The 13,966-nt window shown below is 41.1% G+C and carries 11 protein-coding genes, 1 tRNA gene and 1 pseudogene; 3 read left to right on the plus strand and 10 right to left on the minus strand.

Features of this window, described 5'->3' with window-relative positions; all coding sequences use genetic code 11:
• Position 1 precedes the first annotated feature (1 nt).
• Positions 2-553 carry a transposase gene (locus tag BR63_RS19590; RefSeq protein ID WP_243269989.1) on the plus strand — a complete coding sequence of 184 codons (552 nt, stop codon included), beginning with the start codon at positions 2-4 and terminating at the stop codon, positions 551-553.
• On the opposite strand, the gene BR63_RS13395 is transcribed toward BR63_RS19590, so the two are convergent.
• The 5 genes from BR63_RS13395 to BR63_RS13415 all read right to left on the minus strand — a co-directional run bounded on the left by BR63_RS13395 (position 535) and on the right by BR63_RS13415 (position 5,985).
• The gene (locus BR63_RS13395) at positions 535-1,611 is read right to left on the minus strand and encodes an Ldh family oxidoreductase (RefSeq protein WP_034424074.1); all 1,077 of its coding nucleotides are present in this window, start codon (positions 1,609-1,611) and stop codon (positions 535-537) included. The two genes, BR63_RS19590 and BR63_RS13395, sit on opposite strands and share 19 nt — an antisense overlap.
• A 14-nt stretch (positions 1,612-1,625) precedes the next feature.
• Positions 1,626-3,143 (minus strand): tripartite tricarboxylate transporter permease, encoded by a 1,518-nt coding sequence (locus BR63_RS13400; RefSeq protein ID WP_207724726.1) that lies wholly within the window; start codon positions 3,141-3,143, stop codon positions 1,626-1,628.
• Positions 3,144-3,166: 23 nt separating this feature from the next.
• Positions 3,167-3,619 carry a tripartite tricarboxylate transporter TctB family protein gene (locus BR63_RS13405; protein WP_034424076.1) on the minus strand — a complete coding sequence of 151 codons (453 nt, stop codon included), beginning with the start codon at positions 3,617-3,619 and terminating at the stop codon, positions 3,167-3,169.
• 24 nt (positions 3,620-3,643) lie between these two features.
• Entirely contained in the window at positions 3,644-4,606 is a 963-nt protein-coding gene (locus BR63_RS13410) for a hydroxyacid dehydrogenase (RefSeq protein ID WP_051966029.1), read from the minus strand.
• 368 nt (positions 4,607-4,974) lie between these two features.
• The gene (locus BR63_RS13415; RefSeq protein WP_051966031.1) at positions 4,975-5,985 is read right to left on the minus strand and encodes a tripartite tricarboxylate transporter substrate binding protein; all 1,011 of its coding nucleotides are present in this window, start codon (positions 5,983-5,985) and stop codon (positions 4,975-4,977) included.
• Between the two features lie 1,404 nt (positions 5,986-7,389).
• Here BR63_RS13415 and BR63_RS13420 point away from each other — a divergent pair.
• Positions 7,390-8,840 (plus strand): annotated as a pseudogene (locus BR63_RS13420) (IS1380 family transposase).
• A 393-nt stretch (positions 8,841-9,233) separates the two neighbouring features.
• Here the strand turns inward: BR63_RS13420 and BR63_RS13425 are convergent.
• The 3 genes from BR63_RS13425 to BR63_RS13435 all read right to left on the minus strand — a co-directional run bounded on the left by BR63_RS13425 (position 9,234) and on the right by BR63_RS13435 (position 12,382).
• Positions 9,234-9,330, minus strand: a tRNA-Sec gene (locus BR63_RS13425).
• Between the two features lie 69 nt (positions 9,331-9,399).
• Positions 9,400-11,316, minus strand: a complete 1,917-nt coding sequence (gene selB, locus BR63_RS13430; protein ID WP_034424078.1) for a selenocysteine-specific translation elongation factor — start codon at positions 11,314-11,316, stop codon at positions 9,400-9,402.
• A gap of 4 nt (positions 11,317-11,320) precedes the next feature.
• On the minus strand, positions 11,321-12,382 hold the full coding sequence (locus BR63_RS13435) for a YkvI family membrane protein (protein ID WP_034424081.1): 1,062 nt from the start codon (positions 12,380-12,382) through the stop codon (positions 11,321-11,323).
• A gap of 138 nt (positions 12,383-12,520) precedes the next feature.
• On the opposite strand from BR63_RS13435, the gene yyaC reads away from it, so the two are divergent.
• Positions 12,521-13,144, plus strand: coding sequence for a spore protease YyaC (gene yyaC, locus BR63_RS13440; RefSeq protein ID WP_034424084.1), 624 nt, complete (start codon positions 12,521-12,523; stop codon positions 13,142-13,144).
• 29 nt (positions 13,145-13,173) lie between these two features.
• Here the strand turns inward: yyaC and BR63_RS13445 are convergent, their stop codons facing one another.
• Together BR63_RS13445 and BR63_RS13450 are read right to left on the minus strand one after the other, a co-directional pair.
• A complete protein-coding gene (locus BR63_RS13445; RefSeq protein WP_034424086.1) occupies positions 13,174-13,431 on the minus strand; it encodes a YkuS family protein in 258 nt (85 codons plus the stop codon).
• 135 nt (positions 13,432-13,566) lie between these two features.
• Positions 13,567-13,962: a bactofilin family protein gene (locus BR63_RS13450; RefSeq protein WP_034424088.1), complete on the minus strand. Its 396-nt coding sequence runs from the start codon at positions 13,960-13,962 to the stop codon at positions 13,567-13,569.
• Between the last annotated feature and the right edge of the window lie 4 nt (positions 13,963-13,966).

The raw sequence follows: 13,966 nt of genomic DNA on the forward strand, positions 1-13,966 counted from the left end.
CTTGACTAAAAACGGAAAACCTATTACCCGGCAGCGCTTTTTACCCATCGCAGCCATTGCCGCAACTTATGAGAAACAGGCAACCGAAAGTGTCATTCTTCCGGAGGAAGAACTACCGACAACCTTCAAGGATGTGTATCTTCTGATCAGCAATCGTGTCGATGTGCCGGAAGAAGCGACCAGTGCTTATACCAAGCGGTGGAAAATAGAGGTTTTTTACCGCACAGTTAAGCAGAATCTTGGCTTAACATCGTGCTACGCCCAGTCTGAACCAGCTCATTTTGCCCATGTAGAGCTCTTGTTCACGGCGAAGACCCTTCTTTGCTACGCAACCTGGGAGTGTAATAAAGAAGGCGCTGAACAAGACCCCTCTCTCTGCGAAGTGATAGGGTACTTTTTCAACGCCAGTTGCAGGATCAACTGTTGTGACCAGCAGATCCAAGTCTATTTTGACACGGCAACACAGCGTTTTTCAAGGGTTATTGATAAATTTTGGCCTCAATTTTTGGAACTGAAGTTATGGAGTTGGAATTATTATCCTGAAACTGCATAACTACTGTTATTAAAAAAATCAGTTTCTATGCCTAACTCCTTTGACAAATCCTTAATTTCTTGCATAACCGAATATGGAATCGGCACTCCTTCAAGTACTCTTTTCTTTTCTATTTCATATTCAAGTTCACCAGGTAAGTATACCTTTTCAAAACCATCAGCAGGTGGCGAGGATTTTATATATTCGTAGTATTTTAATAACCGGTCTTGAAAATCTACATAAGGAATAAATGGCTCAATATTAATCGCCCCTAAAAAATGGCTTACACCCTGTCCACTTTCATCATATATTTTTTTGATTTCATGCCCCATGGCCCCTCCACTTAATACACCAGTTAATATATCAACCATCACAGCTAATCCATATCCTTTCGCTCCAGCCATAGGAAGCATAAAACCTTCCCACGCGGCCTTAGGGTCTGTAGTATTTTTACCCTCTTTATCCAAAGCCCAACCAATAGGAATTTCTTTATTCATTACAGCATAAACTTTTATTTTATCTCTTGCTACGGCGCTGGTAGCCATATCTAAAACTATAGGAAATAGCTTCATAGTTGGAATGGCAATAGCAATGGGGTTAGTACCTAATAATGGAGTGCTCCCTCCAAAAGGTACCATAGTAGGTGATGCATTTGAAAAGACTATACCAATTTTTCCATGTCTTGCAGCTTCTAAAGCAACTAGACCCGCTGCGCCAAAATTATTACTGTTTTTAATAACCGAAAAACAGGCTCCAGTATTTTCTGATTTTTTTACGCATTCCCTCATAGCCAGTATTGAGTTTATTTGTCCAAAACCGTTCTCACCATCATAAAGAATTACTGAACTTAATTCGGAAAGCTTGATAAGAGAAGCTTTCGGATTAATAGATCCTCTTAATGCTTTTTTAGCATATACAGGCAATCTCATTACTCCATGAGAGGCAACACCCCTTAAATCAGAAACAACTAATAAATCCGAAATAATTTCCGCTTTTTCCTTTTCAATACCAATGTGAATAAAAACAATATTACAAAATTCTTTTAATTTTTCGTGATTAACTAATATAAATTCACCCATTTAAATCATTCCTTTTAACTATTATTTAATGAAGTATTTTCTAATTTAGTTTTATTAATAATAACATTAATTAATCTTATCATTTGCTTTGAGAATAAAGAAATTATAGTTAATATCCAGATTATTTTTGTAATAGTTGTAGAAAATAAAATAGATACATCCAATTGAGATAGCATTAACGCCTGTCTTAAATGTACTTCAGCTATAGGTCCAAGAATAAATCCCAATACTACTGGTCCAATGGGAAATTCTAATTTTTGAAGTACAAATCCCATTAAGCCAAGCACCAATACGACTTTAATATCAAGTAAATTTAGGTTAACAGCATATGAACCAATAAAACTAAAAACAAATAAAATTGGAACTAATATGGTTGGTGACATACTAATTAGTTTAGCAAAAACTCTAGCTCCAAATAATCCAATAATTAGCATGAAAATATTTGCTATAAGTAACGTGACAAAAAGCGAACCTATTAATGTAGGTTGTTGTGTTATAAGTAAGGGGCCTGGGGTCAAATTATGTAACATAAATGCGCCAATCAAAATTGCTGTTACACCATCGCCAGGAATACCAAGTGTTAACATTGGAATAAGCGCTCCACCTGTTACCGCATTATTTGCGGATTCAGGCGCCGCAATACCCTCCGGGATACCAGTACCAAAGCTTTCAGGAATTTTAGAACTTCTTTTTGCCTCACTATAAGATAAAATAGCGGCTATTGTAGCTCCTGCTCCGGGTAATGCCCCGATTAATACACCTATTCCTGTACCCTTTAGAGTAGTTTTTAGGATTCGTTTTATGTCTTTTAAAGAAGGTAATATGTGACTAATTATTTGTATAGCAGGTCGTTTTTCTGTTATTGTTCCAACTTGGGATAATAATTCAGACATTCCATATAAGCCAATCATTAGTGGAATAAAAGCAATACCACCATTTAACTGATCAAAGCCAAAAGTGAAACGAGGAGTACCTGTTATACCATCAAAACCTATAAGGGAAATTAGAATTCCAATAACTGCACTCATTAACCCTTTTATAAGAGAACCATCGGAGACACTAGCAATTACACTTAATCCAAAGACTGCTAATGCAAAATATTCTGGACTCCCAAAATCTATAGCAATCTTGGCTAGTTGAGGAGCTGCAAATAATAAAACAAATATGCTCAATATTCCACCGATCGTAGAAGCTACTGTGGATATTCCAATAGCGCGACCTGCTTCGCCCCTTTGGGCCATTGGATAACCATCACAAGTAGTCATAATGGCTGCGGCCGTACCGGGTATTTTAACTAATATTGCTGCAATAGATCCTCCATAAGTTGAACCACAATATACACCTAAAAGCATACTAATAGCACTTGTTGAGTCCATCCCAAAGGTAAATGGTACTAATAAGGCAACAGCCATCGTTCCCGTCAAGCCTGGGAGAGCACCAATTATTATTCCCCCAAGTACACCTAAAAAAGTCATAAGAATATTTTCTACTGTAAATACCAACGAAATTATAGTGTTAACATTTTCAATCAAACCCATCCCCTCCTCGAAAATTTTTATGGGAGCGGTACCCTTAAAATTTTTGAAAAAATCCAAAATATAGTAAAGGTAACTGTTGATGAAACAGCTAAAATCTTAATAATATTTTTAACTTTGAATAATAGCATTAGCACTATCAGAAATAACAATGTACTAATCCTAAATCCCACTGATCCTAATGCAATAATGTAAATAAAACATAAAATTATTGTAGTTAGTAACCTTATGTTTTCTGGTTTTAAAAAATCAATCTTGAAATCAATTGTAGTTGTGCCTTTGATCCCCTTGTAAACAAGTGATAAACTTAATAAACCAAGGACTACTGAAAGAATTTCCGGGGCGAAACCAGTTCCAATCTTAGCATATTCATGTCCTACTTTTTCGAATTGTAGGGAATAAGAGTAAATTAATACACTTATTAATAGAAAAAAAATCCCAATTAAAACATCCTTTTTTTTCAGTAAGTTCATAACACTCCTCCATTATCATTCACTTTATCTAAATTCCCCTACTAAATTTCTTGGAATACCATTTTTTAATCCATAAATTATATCTTCTGCAACAGTAATGGCGATTTTCTTTTGAGCTTCTCTCGTGTAAGCTGCTATATGTGGGGTAAGTATAATTTTATCGTGAAGATTTGTAAGTGGATGGTGAGGTTCTATTACAAAAGGTTCTGTTTCATATACGTCTAGGGCGGCACCAGCAATACGTCCTCCTTTTAAGCTTTCATATAAATCTACCTCATTTACTACTCCACCTCTAGCAGCATTTATTAAATAAGCAGTAGACTTCATTTTTTCAAAAGAATTTTTATTAAATAAATTTTTAGTTTCTGAAGTCAAGGGAGTATGAATTGTTATAATATCAGACCGATACAATAGATCATCAAAGTTCAACATTTGAATCTCTGTATAACCAGCTTTAACAATATTATCCTTAACATAGGGGTCATAACCAATAAACCGTAAACCAAATCCAGCTAATTTTTCCGCAATTTTTCTACCTATAAAACCGACCCCTACAATACCAAGAGTTTTACCCATTATCTCAGTACCGAGAAACTCATTTCTCTGCCAAATACCCATTTTCATTTTTTGGTCTGCTACAGTAACCTTTTTTAGCAAAGCTAGAATAAGGGTGATAGTAAATTCACTTGTAGAATCTGCATTATCATGAGGAACATTTGTAACATAAATTTTTTTTTGTTTCGCATAATTCACATCAATATTGTCATATCCTACTCCGTGCTTTGCAATTATTTTCAAATGCGGAGCAGAGTCAATAATCTCTCTTGTAATGTTTGCTAACTTTGCAATAATTGCATGCGGTGAGAATTTTTCAATAATTATTTTCAGTTTTTCTTTTTCCGTTGTATTAGCAATATGTATTTCAAAATGATTGCGCAAAAGGCTCAGGCCATCTTCATCCATAGTCTCTGTAAGTAAAACCCTCATTTTATATATTCCTCCGTATAATATGTTTGCAAACCAAATCTCACTGAATTTTCAACTCGATTCGGATATTAAATAACCGAATAGACGTCAGCTCTAAAGACCTCAAAGTCTGCATTATCTTGGCGTAGGCACCAATCGGGGAGATTTTGAAGCTGAAGAGACTAAAAGGATACGTTCTGGTAATCGCTACCCTTATTACCTTGTTAAGGCTGCCAACTCGGTAAAGACGTATGAATCAGAGTTTAGAAGTTATTACCAGAAGAAGTATCGAGAAGTCCATAAGCATCTACTTTCTAAATTTAAGGACTTGACATATTACCGCAGAACTTTTTTAAGAATATTGGGGATATTAGATATATCCCCAATATCTATTGTCTTGTTTTAGATAATTGTGCCAATTCTGCATATTGCTTTGCCAATTTCTGTACGCGTTCCTTAAACGCTTCACCTTTAACAATTTTAAATTGCGTACCGGACTGCTCTACATATTGTTTAAATTTAGGATCTTCTGTAGCTTTTACTAGAGCTTCTTCCATTGCTTTAATGCATGCTTCAGGTGTTCCTTTTGGTGCAAATACCATTCTTGAACTAGCAATACTTACATCATATCCTAATTCTTTAAATGTTGGAACATCAGGAAATTGAGGTAGTCTTTCATCAGACATAGCTGCAATAACTCTAATCTGTCCAGCTTTCACTTGTTCAGCAATTTCTGGATAATACATTGTTCCTAATTCCAATTTATTGCCTACCAATCTTGCCATTTGCTCGGCACCACCGGAAGTGATTGGTACAACATTAAATTTTATTCCTGCTTGTTTCTCAAATAACATAATTCCGTTATAGTTAACTCCTCCAACACCACCGCTACCTAAGTTAATTTTACCCGGATTTTTTTTAGCCGCTTGGATAACATCTTCAAGTGTTTTATACTTCTGTGCAGCTGGTGTAACTAATAATAATGGGTCATGAACTATTTCCATAACAGGTTCCATATCAGTTCCGGCTATATCAGACAAACCATAAGGTTTCAATGCAAACATTGTTGAAGTGTGAAATAAAAAAGTATATCCATCAGGTTTAGCTTTGTGTGCTTCTGCTAAACCAACGGCACCTGTTGCACCTACTTTATTAACAACAAGAATGGGTTGACCCAAATGCTTTTCAGCTAAGCCGGCTACTGTCCTTGCAACTAAATCCGTTCCCCCACCTGCATCATAAGGAACAATTAGTGTTATGGGTTTTTCAGGATATTTTTTTTGCTTCTGTTCCTGTATGGAACTATTGTCTACTTTCTCCTTAGTACTACATCCCACAAAAGTAAGCGTAAAAGCAAAGATTAATAATAAGGTTAAAAAAACTCTTAATTTTCTATTCATGTTTTTCCCCCTTTCTTTCCACAGCGCTGCATAGTGCATTATCTATAAAAATTATCACCCACCTTTACATTAAATTTACACTATACAACAGCCGTGTATAAAACGCTCAAGCAGTTATAAAATAGATCCCTTTACATCCACATTGGCCTAAATACATCGGCCTGGGAAGATGCTATTGCTGACCTGATCTTGGTCCTAGTCTAAAAGGATTACATTGATAGTCATTTCTCGTTATTTACTTTGCGCAATGTATTTCGTAATTTTCACTACATCAAATCTTTTTAGTATTCAAAAGCTTGTACGGTATTCTTTAAACACTATTGTTTCTAGTTCATCTACATGCGGAATACTAATTGGTGCTTTTATGTCATTTTCGATAGTTACAATAAGACTTATTGGTTCCACGTTTGTTATTTTCATTAAATTACCATTATAAAGTTTAGCACGCTGCATGCTGTATGCTTTGGTTTACTTATATTCTCCGTATATTTCTAAAATCCTCTTTGAATTTTCCAATTTTATTGCAATATTTACGACATTTTTCGATAGATATAGAACACAAATGCGTAAGCGTCATTGCGCCATGATAAGACTGGCGGAAGGGGATGTCCTCGGGCTGAAACCTCTAGTTGGAACCTAGCAGGGAGGAAGTGCCTGCCCGGTAAAGTCTGGTCAACAGCCGGAAGCGAGTCTTGCGCGTTAGGAAGTGATTTCTGGCGCGAAGCGTAGACAGCGAGTGCAAAAGCTGTGTGATTGAGCCTCGAAAAACACTCGTTGGAGCCTTCGTCTTTGACGCGGCGGGGGCACAGTACAAGGGTACTATATATTGACCTGGTACCTTTGTCCGGCCGGGGTCTTAGAGCAGGGCAAATGCACAAGAGGTTCCCCAGGAACCTGGGAGGAACTGTTACGTCCATCTTAAGTGTCCGGTGGGGATACGGAAGAACAACTCCAGGCTTCTCATGGCAGGCTCTCAGGCATGGGAAGAGCGAATAATGAGAGGAAAGATGGTAATGCCAAACGAAGGAAACGAAGTGCGGGAGGATGCGGTAACAGTAGTCGTAGTGCCGTCATAGTACCAATGAAGTAGGGGAACTCACCCGAAAGGACCCTATCGAGGAAAGGGCGTACACCTCATTAATGGAACCGTTGGTGTAAACTTTCAATTTATCTACTCCAAAATCGGGGTGGATTTTTCATTTTATATTTACTTTAAAGACCAAGCATCCCTAATTTAATTTGATCTTGAATACGGAAAGTAAAATCTAGAAATCCAATAGTATCAACGGACCAAAGTCTTTTCTTTTGGGAAAAAAATTTGACAGAAAAAAAGGGTACACCACTCCTTTTCTGGAATTGTTAAAGCGCGAACCAAAACATTCCAAAGAATGGTGACCCTCTGAAATGATGGTGTCACAACTCATTACCACAAATCAATTAGAGACTTTATCTCGCCAACAAAAACGTCAATTAGAACGGGAATACCAGAAGAAACTGCATTCCCTACAACGCCGGACACGGAATTCCAATCTTCCGGTTAGTTTTGATAATTTTTCTGTTACTGCTTTTGGTAATTTTGGTCTTTTAGAGGCTTTCAAGCAGGCAATTGATTTTCGGACATGCTTAGCCGGGTTCGTCTTAAGTGCCATCAGAACTGCAAATACACCAGTATCGACTTATTGGATACAGTAATTGATGCTATCTCATTAGGCCTGTTGCGCTTTTCCCATATGAATGCCCTTCAAACCGATCCCGGATACCAGAAAATCAAAGAGGTAACACAGGTGGCGGACGAGAGTACTTTACGGAGCTTTTTATCTACTATTTGTGAGCAAAGAGCATTAGACCAGTTATCTCAGGTAAATAATGCGTTGTTATCGCTAAAAGCCAAATCCGACGAACTCCGTGAAGTATGGCTAGATATTGACGACAGTGTTCTCACTGTTTTCGGGAAACAAGAAGGAGCCAAAACAGGTTATAATCCCCGCTATCATGGGCAGCCTTCATACAAAGTTAAAGTACCTTTATTTCTGGTACTTGTGAACTGGTCAATGCCAGGTTATACAGCGGAAATGTGGCCAGCAATGGTCAGTTTATGGAGTTTCTCAAAGAGACCTTGGCCATTCTAACTGCCCAGAATATCATTGTAAAAGGTATCCGCATGGATAAAGGTTTCTTTGATGAAAACAACTTTGCCTACCTGGAAGAACTAGGCATTGAGTATATCTGCAAAGCCAAGCTGACCGGTACTATGCGTAAAGTGATTAACTACCTGGATGAAAAGGAACAGTGGCAACCTTTGAGCCAACACTATGCTACAGCTTAGATTAATCTTTCCCTGCCCAAATGGTCAAAAGCCCGCAGGTTTGTATTCATCCGGGAGACCCAGAAACCAAAAGTCATTGATGGTCAACTCTGCTTTGATTTTGAGACCTACGATTATGAAATTATTGTCACTTCCACTGAGGAACTAAACTCAGAGGAGGTGTGGCACGAGTATAACAAGCGATGCAATATCAAAAACAAAATCGATGAACTCAAAGTCGGTTAGGTTTTGAAAAAATGAGCCAGGAAAAAATGGAAAGAAATATTGCCTTTATGTGGCTGAAAGTACTATCCTACAATCTGCTCAACTGGTTTCGCCTGGCCCTGTTAGATGGTAAGGAAAGTCATGCCGAAGTACCAACAATTCGCGCAAAATCTTGAATATACCTGGAAACATCGTTGGTAACAATCGTTATAGGCATGTAAAGTTAGCCCCTAACCCTTGGCTAAAAAGAGTGTTGAAGATTGCTAAAGAAAAGTTGGAAATATTCCTCTGCCAACAAGCCTGGCTTGCCGTGAGTTCGGGCTAATGCCCAAACAAAACTTGAAACCAAATTACCCAAGAAACCACTTTACTTGGTTCATCTGGAACTATGGCTTATTAACTATACCCAAAAACGCTGCGCTTTCTGGAATTATACACGAAATACCGATTATCTAATAAATGAGGTGCTTAGCCAAAAAAACCACGGTGCAGATATCCTGAAATTTTGTGTTTATACGGGCATAGGACTAATCCGGAAAGTTACTTTCCGATTTCAAGTTTAAATATCCTAGCCAAAAATAAAAAATTCCCCTTCGCTTTGGTTTGCGAACAGGGAAACACAGAATCGTGGGCAAAAGTTACTACACTGGTCTCATGATTTTTACCGTGTTCTTAGCAAAAATACATCAAACCTTATAGCCCTTGCAAATATTAACTTTGGCGGGAGCGTGTAGGAATCGAACCCACCCAGCGGAGGAGCGCTCCGCCACACTGGTTTTGAAGACCAGGCGCAACACCAGTCACAATCCGCCCCCATAACCACCATAATATCATTATTATAGCTTAAGACAGTAGGTTCAGTCAAAGCCCTGTGCCCTGTAATATTAAGGTCTCTTTTCCAATCGTTTTCTTACTTCACCTAATCGAATGGTGAATTTATTTTTGTCCAGGTATTCCAGGAAGGGCACGGCTATTTTGCGGGTTGTTCCCAAAAGGTCCCGGGCCTGCGCCACAGTTAGCGCTTCATGTTCGTTAAACCAGGTCCTGAGCTTTTGTTTACCTTCATTGACCAGGTCAGTTAAAAGATACAGGTCTTCGGTGAGGGGTGTGAGGATCCCCGTCCGCAACATGTACGGTAAAACCTGGCTGGCCAGTTTTTCTTCCAGGTGTAATTCTGTTTTGACCTGTTCCCAGCCGGGAACCTGCCAGAGACAGTCCCGGTAAAACTTCTCGACTTCGCGAATTTTTGAGGCCAACAACCCCTCTAAACGGGGAGTATACCCCGGAGGAGCCAGATATTGCCCCTCATGTAATACCAGCCTCTTATACTGAATCCAATAATTCACCAGGATATTAAAATCTTTCTGGGATAAATCCGCCGACAGTTTGGCTCGCAAGATCTCTTTATTCATACCCTGTTCTAAGGGGTTTTCCCTCAGATACTTCTTGATCTCCCCTGCTGCTCTTTCCTCCAATAGAGCAAGGACTTGGGAACTAATATAAACACTGTCTTTATCGCTTAATGTCACCAGGGCCCCTTTTTCCACCAGTCCTTGCATGATGAGTTGTGCCGTCTCGTTCCTCGTGGCAAGATATATGGCAACTTCCTCCAAAGAAGTGGGAGTTTTACGTTTCTGCAGGAAGCTTTGGGCGAGTGCCGCAGGATCGCCGGATGCTTTCAGGGTCAGCTCTTCCAGTAAGTTTTTTTCCGAGCGCTTGTGTTTATGGGCGTGGGGCTCCAGAATTCTCCCCCCGCCAATGGTATAAAGGGGTGAGTAACTCCGCAGCACATAATTGTCCCCCCGCATCACTACCACCGGTTCCTCTAGGACAATCTGGAGGAAGCCCTTTTCTCCCGGCTGCAATTCTTCCCGCCCCAATAGGATAACACGCCCCAAAGCTTCTTTGGTGCCCTGGTAAAAACGTATTCTGGTCATGTTCTTTAAACTCCAGGGGGTGCTTTTTAAAAGGTGACAGGATACATCGATGCGGTTAGTGGGCTTGAACCACCCTGGCTCGCTCAGGACATCTCCCCGCTCCAGGTCTTTGGCTTCAACGCCGGCCAGGTTTACAGCCACTCTCTGCCCCGCTCCCGCCTTCTCCACGTATGTATTGTGTACCTGGAGATTTCTTACACGCACCTTTAGTCCTTTGCTGGCAATCTCCAGGTTATCCCCTGCTGTGATTTCACCGTTAAAAAGCGTGCCTGTAACCACTGTGCCAAAGCCCTGTACCGTAAATACCCTGTCCACAGGGAGGCGGGCTATTCCTGATTTTTCACGAAGTGGACAGGAAGCACTAATTTCTGCCAGAAGACGGATGAGTTCCTCAAGACCTTGTCCCGTATGGGCTGAAACCCTGACTACCGGTGAACGGTGAAAGGGTGTTTCTTTTAATAATTCCCATATCTCTTCCTCTACCAGATCCAACAACTCAGGTTCGGCCAGGTCAATTTTAGTAATAACCACAATGAGCCTTTTTACTTCTAACAGACTGATAATATCAAGATGCTCCCGGGTCTGGGGCATGACACCCTCATCTCCGGCTATCACCAGCATGGCCATATCAATACCGGCAGCACCCGCCAGCATATTTTTGATAAAGCGCTCATGCCCCGGCACATCCACAATAGACACCCTCTGCCCGTCGGGCAGGGTAAGATGGGCAAAACCCAACTCTATGGTAATACCCCGGAGTTTCTCCTCTTTCAGCCGGTCCGTATCAATGCCCGTCAGGGCCCGGACCAGTGTGGTTTTACCGTGGTCGATATGCCCCGCAGTACCGATGATGACGTTTGCCAAACAGTTACCTCCTTTTGCCCGTTATTTTACGCCGGGATAACCCCCGGTATATAATGGCTGCCAAAAGTACCAACCCCAGATAGCCCAGTAAAGGATAAACTATACCTACCACATTGGCGAAACGCCAACCGATAAAAGGAATAGTTGGAAGCAGTATTAAGAAAACCGTAATATATCTGGGATATGGAAAGATGGTCCTCATGCGCTGGAGAAGACCGTATCCATCACATAGAGCCGTAGTAAGAAGCGCAAACCACAAAGCCAGAGAATAAACCCAGCCTGCGGCGGGATGCAAACGGCTGGCCAGTATTAACATGGGTATATCCTGACCGGCTATGATCCCTCCCGCCAGGGAAAGAGCCAGACTCATTACTCCGGCCATAATTCCCAGACCAAGCCCGCCCAGGATCACACCCTTTGTTCCGCCCGCCGAAGCGGTATGCCCCAGGGAGGATAAAATCACTACGCCTGTAACAAGATTATACGCTACATATAACAAAGTTGCCAGTAACCAGTTATCGCCTACCAGGTTAACACCTGACCTGACAGCTTCCATCTCCAGACCGGAACGACTGATGTAAACACCGGAAACACCCAGGCCCATCAGGATTAACCCAGGTATGAGAGCTGTATTGAGCCACAGGATTCCTTCCAAACCCATCAGCAGGGCAATATAGACAATTACCGCCGTGAGGGTAAAACCTCCCCATAAGGGCCACCCATAAAGCTCTCTGAAAAGACTGCCGCTGGCCACCAGCATAACCGCTAAGCCCAGGCACAAATAAAGACCCAGGGTAATATCTACCAAAGGGACGATTCTTTTTCCGAAGAGATAGGTGAGATAATGATGATAGTCCTGCATCTTTTCCCGGACCACTGTTTTCAGGATTAACCAGCCCAGGAAAGCAAACATTAAGCCTGCGAATAAAGTTCCGGCTAAGCCCTGTACTCCAAACATGACAAAAAACTTTAACAACTCTTGCCCCGAAGCAAATCCGGCCCCCACAATGGCCCCCATATAGGTAAAAGCGATCTGCCAGGTCAAATCCTGCCGGTTTTTTTGCATAAACTCCTCCGCTCTTTGGGCATTTATTAATATCTATGTGCCGACAGGTCAGTTTATCCACTAGATTATTAAGAGATTCCTGCATAAAACTCCCTATTTTACCCATACTACCATAGACCAACTTCCCGGAGGTGGTTTATGGTAAACCTTTCCCAGTTCTTTAAAAAAAGCCCTGTTCCTTCCGAGAGAGTGGGAAGCCTAAGGGTACACATGGAAGAACCGCTGGCTGTTACAAAACTCTCGGAATTCCTGGCCCGTTTTTTAGAAGAGGGCAATTTTTTAAATAATAAACCAGTTATTTTTTGTATAGGAACCGACCGTTCCACGGGTGACAGTTTAGGCCCGCTCACAGGGATGCGCCTGGCCACCCTTTTAAGAGGCAGCAATATACCTGTGTATGGAACCCTTGACGAGCCTGTCCACGCCACTAACCTGGAAGAGTACGTTAACTTGATTAAAAAAAACTGGACCGGTCATCCTGTTATTGCTATAGACGCTTGTTTAGGCCTGGCGGCTAATGTAGGAACCATTTTAGCGGATGATAAGCCCCTTAGGCCGGGGGCCGGTGTTCATAAAGTTTTACCGGAAGTGGGGGATATCAGTTTTTCCGGTATTGTTAATGTAGGTGGTTTTATGGAATTTCAAGTCTTGCAAAACACCCGCCTCAGTCTTGTCTATAAGATGTCCCATGTTATTGCCAATAGTATTTTTTTAGGCTTACATAAACTTGAGGCTCCCGGCAGACAGCTTCAGGCCAAATAAACGAGGGCACGCAAATGTGCCCTCTCATTTTAATGCAATCTTTCCTTTGCAATGCGTACAACCTCTTCCGCCGTCAATCCTGCCGCGCTGATGACAGGAGCCTTGGTGTCTGTATCCTGTATGCCCATGAGGTTATCATTCATCCCACTTACCACAATCATTGAAGCATTGCGAAAGTCTCCCTGGTTTCCTTGCTGGTCCATGGCCACCGTTGTAAAGCCTGCCTGTTCCAAAGCCTGTTTTATCTGGGTTAGTCCGCCTTCTACGGCAATTGTTTTATTTTGCAAGATTTTCACCTCCGTAAATTTCTCACGTCTTATTATTCGTGAAGTGAGGAATTGTTATACTCCGGAGGCACCATAATCTCCGTGTAAACTAAAAGCCCTTTCTAGTAAGGGGTTTACCAGATAAGGGCTTTTTTACTATTTTGCCGCGCTATCCTTAGAAACATTTTTTTCTTCCTCTTTTTCCATGAGGCAATTGCCTTTAAAAACGGCCCCTTCTTCGATAATTAAGTTCTTGACCTTCATATCACCAAAAACTTTGCCTGTGGGGGAAAGGTCTACTTTACCCGAAGCCACGATATTTCCCTTAAAGTATCCTCCCACCAGAACATTACGCCCTTCTACATGGGCCTCCACACGTCCACTTTCGCCTATTACCAGGTCACCTTTCGTTTTGATTTCCCCCTGAAAGGAACCGTCGATGCGCACGGTACCGGTAGCTGTAATCGCACCTTGAAAATGTGTGTCTTTACCGATCAAGGTATCAACTTTTTCGAAATTGGCAGGTGTTTCTACAGGCTTTTTCCCAAACATCTTC

Source organism: Thermanaerosceptrum fracticalcis, assembly GCF_000746025.2.
Classification (GTDB): Bacteria; Bacillota; Peptococcia; order DRI-13; family DRI-13; genus Thermanaerosceptrum; species Thermanaerosceptrum fracticalcis.

Bases quoted from the DNA above. Each gene is read 5' to 3' on its own strand.
- BR63_RS13395 (WP_034424074.1), bottom strand. From the start codon at position 1,611: ATGGGTGAATTTATATTAGTTAATCACGAAAAATTAAAAGAATTTTGT.
- BR63_RS13405 (WP_034424076.1), bottom strand. From the start codon at position 3,619: ATGAACTTACTGAAAAAAAAGGATGTTTTAATTGGGATTTTTTTTCTA.
- BR63_RS13410 (WP_051966029.1), bottom strand. From the start codon at position 4,606: ATGAGGGTTTTACTTACAGAGACTATGGATGAAGATGGCCTGAGCCTT.
- BR63_RS13415 (WP_051966031.1), bottom strand. From the start codon at position 5,985: ATGAATAGAAAATTAAGAGTTTTTTTAACCTTATTATTAATCTTTGCT.
- BR63_RS13435 (WP_034424081.1), bottom strand. From the start codon at position 12,382: ATGCAAAAAAACCGGCAGGATTTGACCTGGCAGATCGCTTTTACCTAT.
- yyaC (WP_034424084.1), top strand. From the start codon at position 12,521: ATGGTAAACCTTTCCCAGTTCTTTAAAAAAAGCCCTGTTCCTTCCGAG.
- BR63_RS13450 (WP_034424088.1), bottom strand. From the start codon at position 13,962: ATGTTTGGGAAAAAGCCTGTAGAAACACCTGCCAATTTCGAAAAAGTT.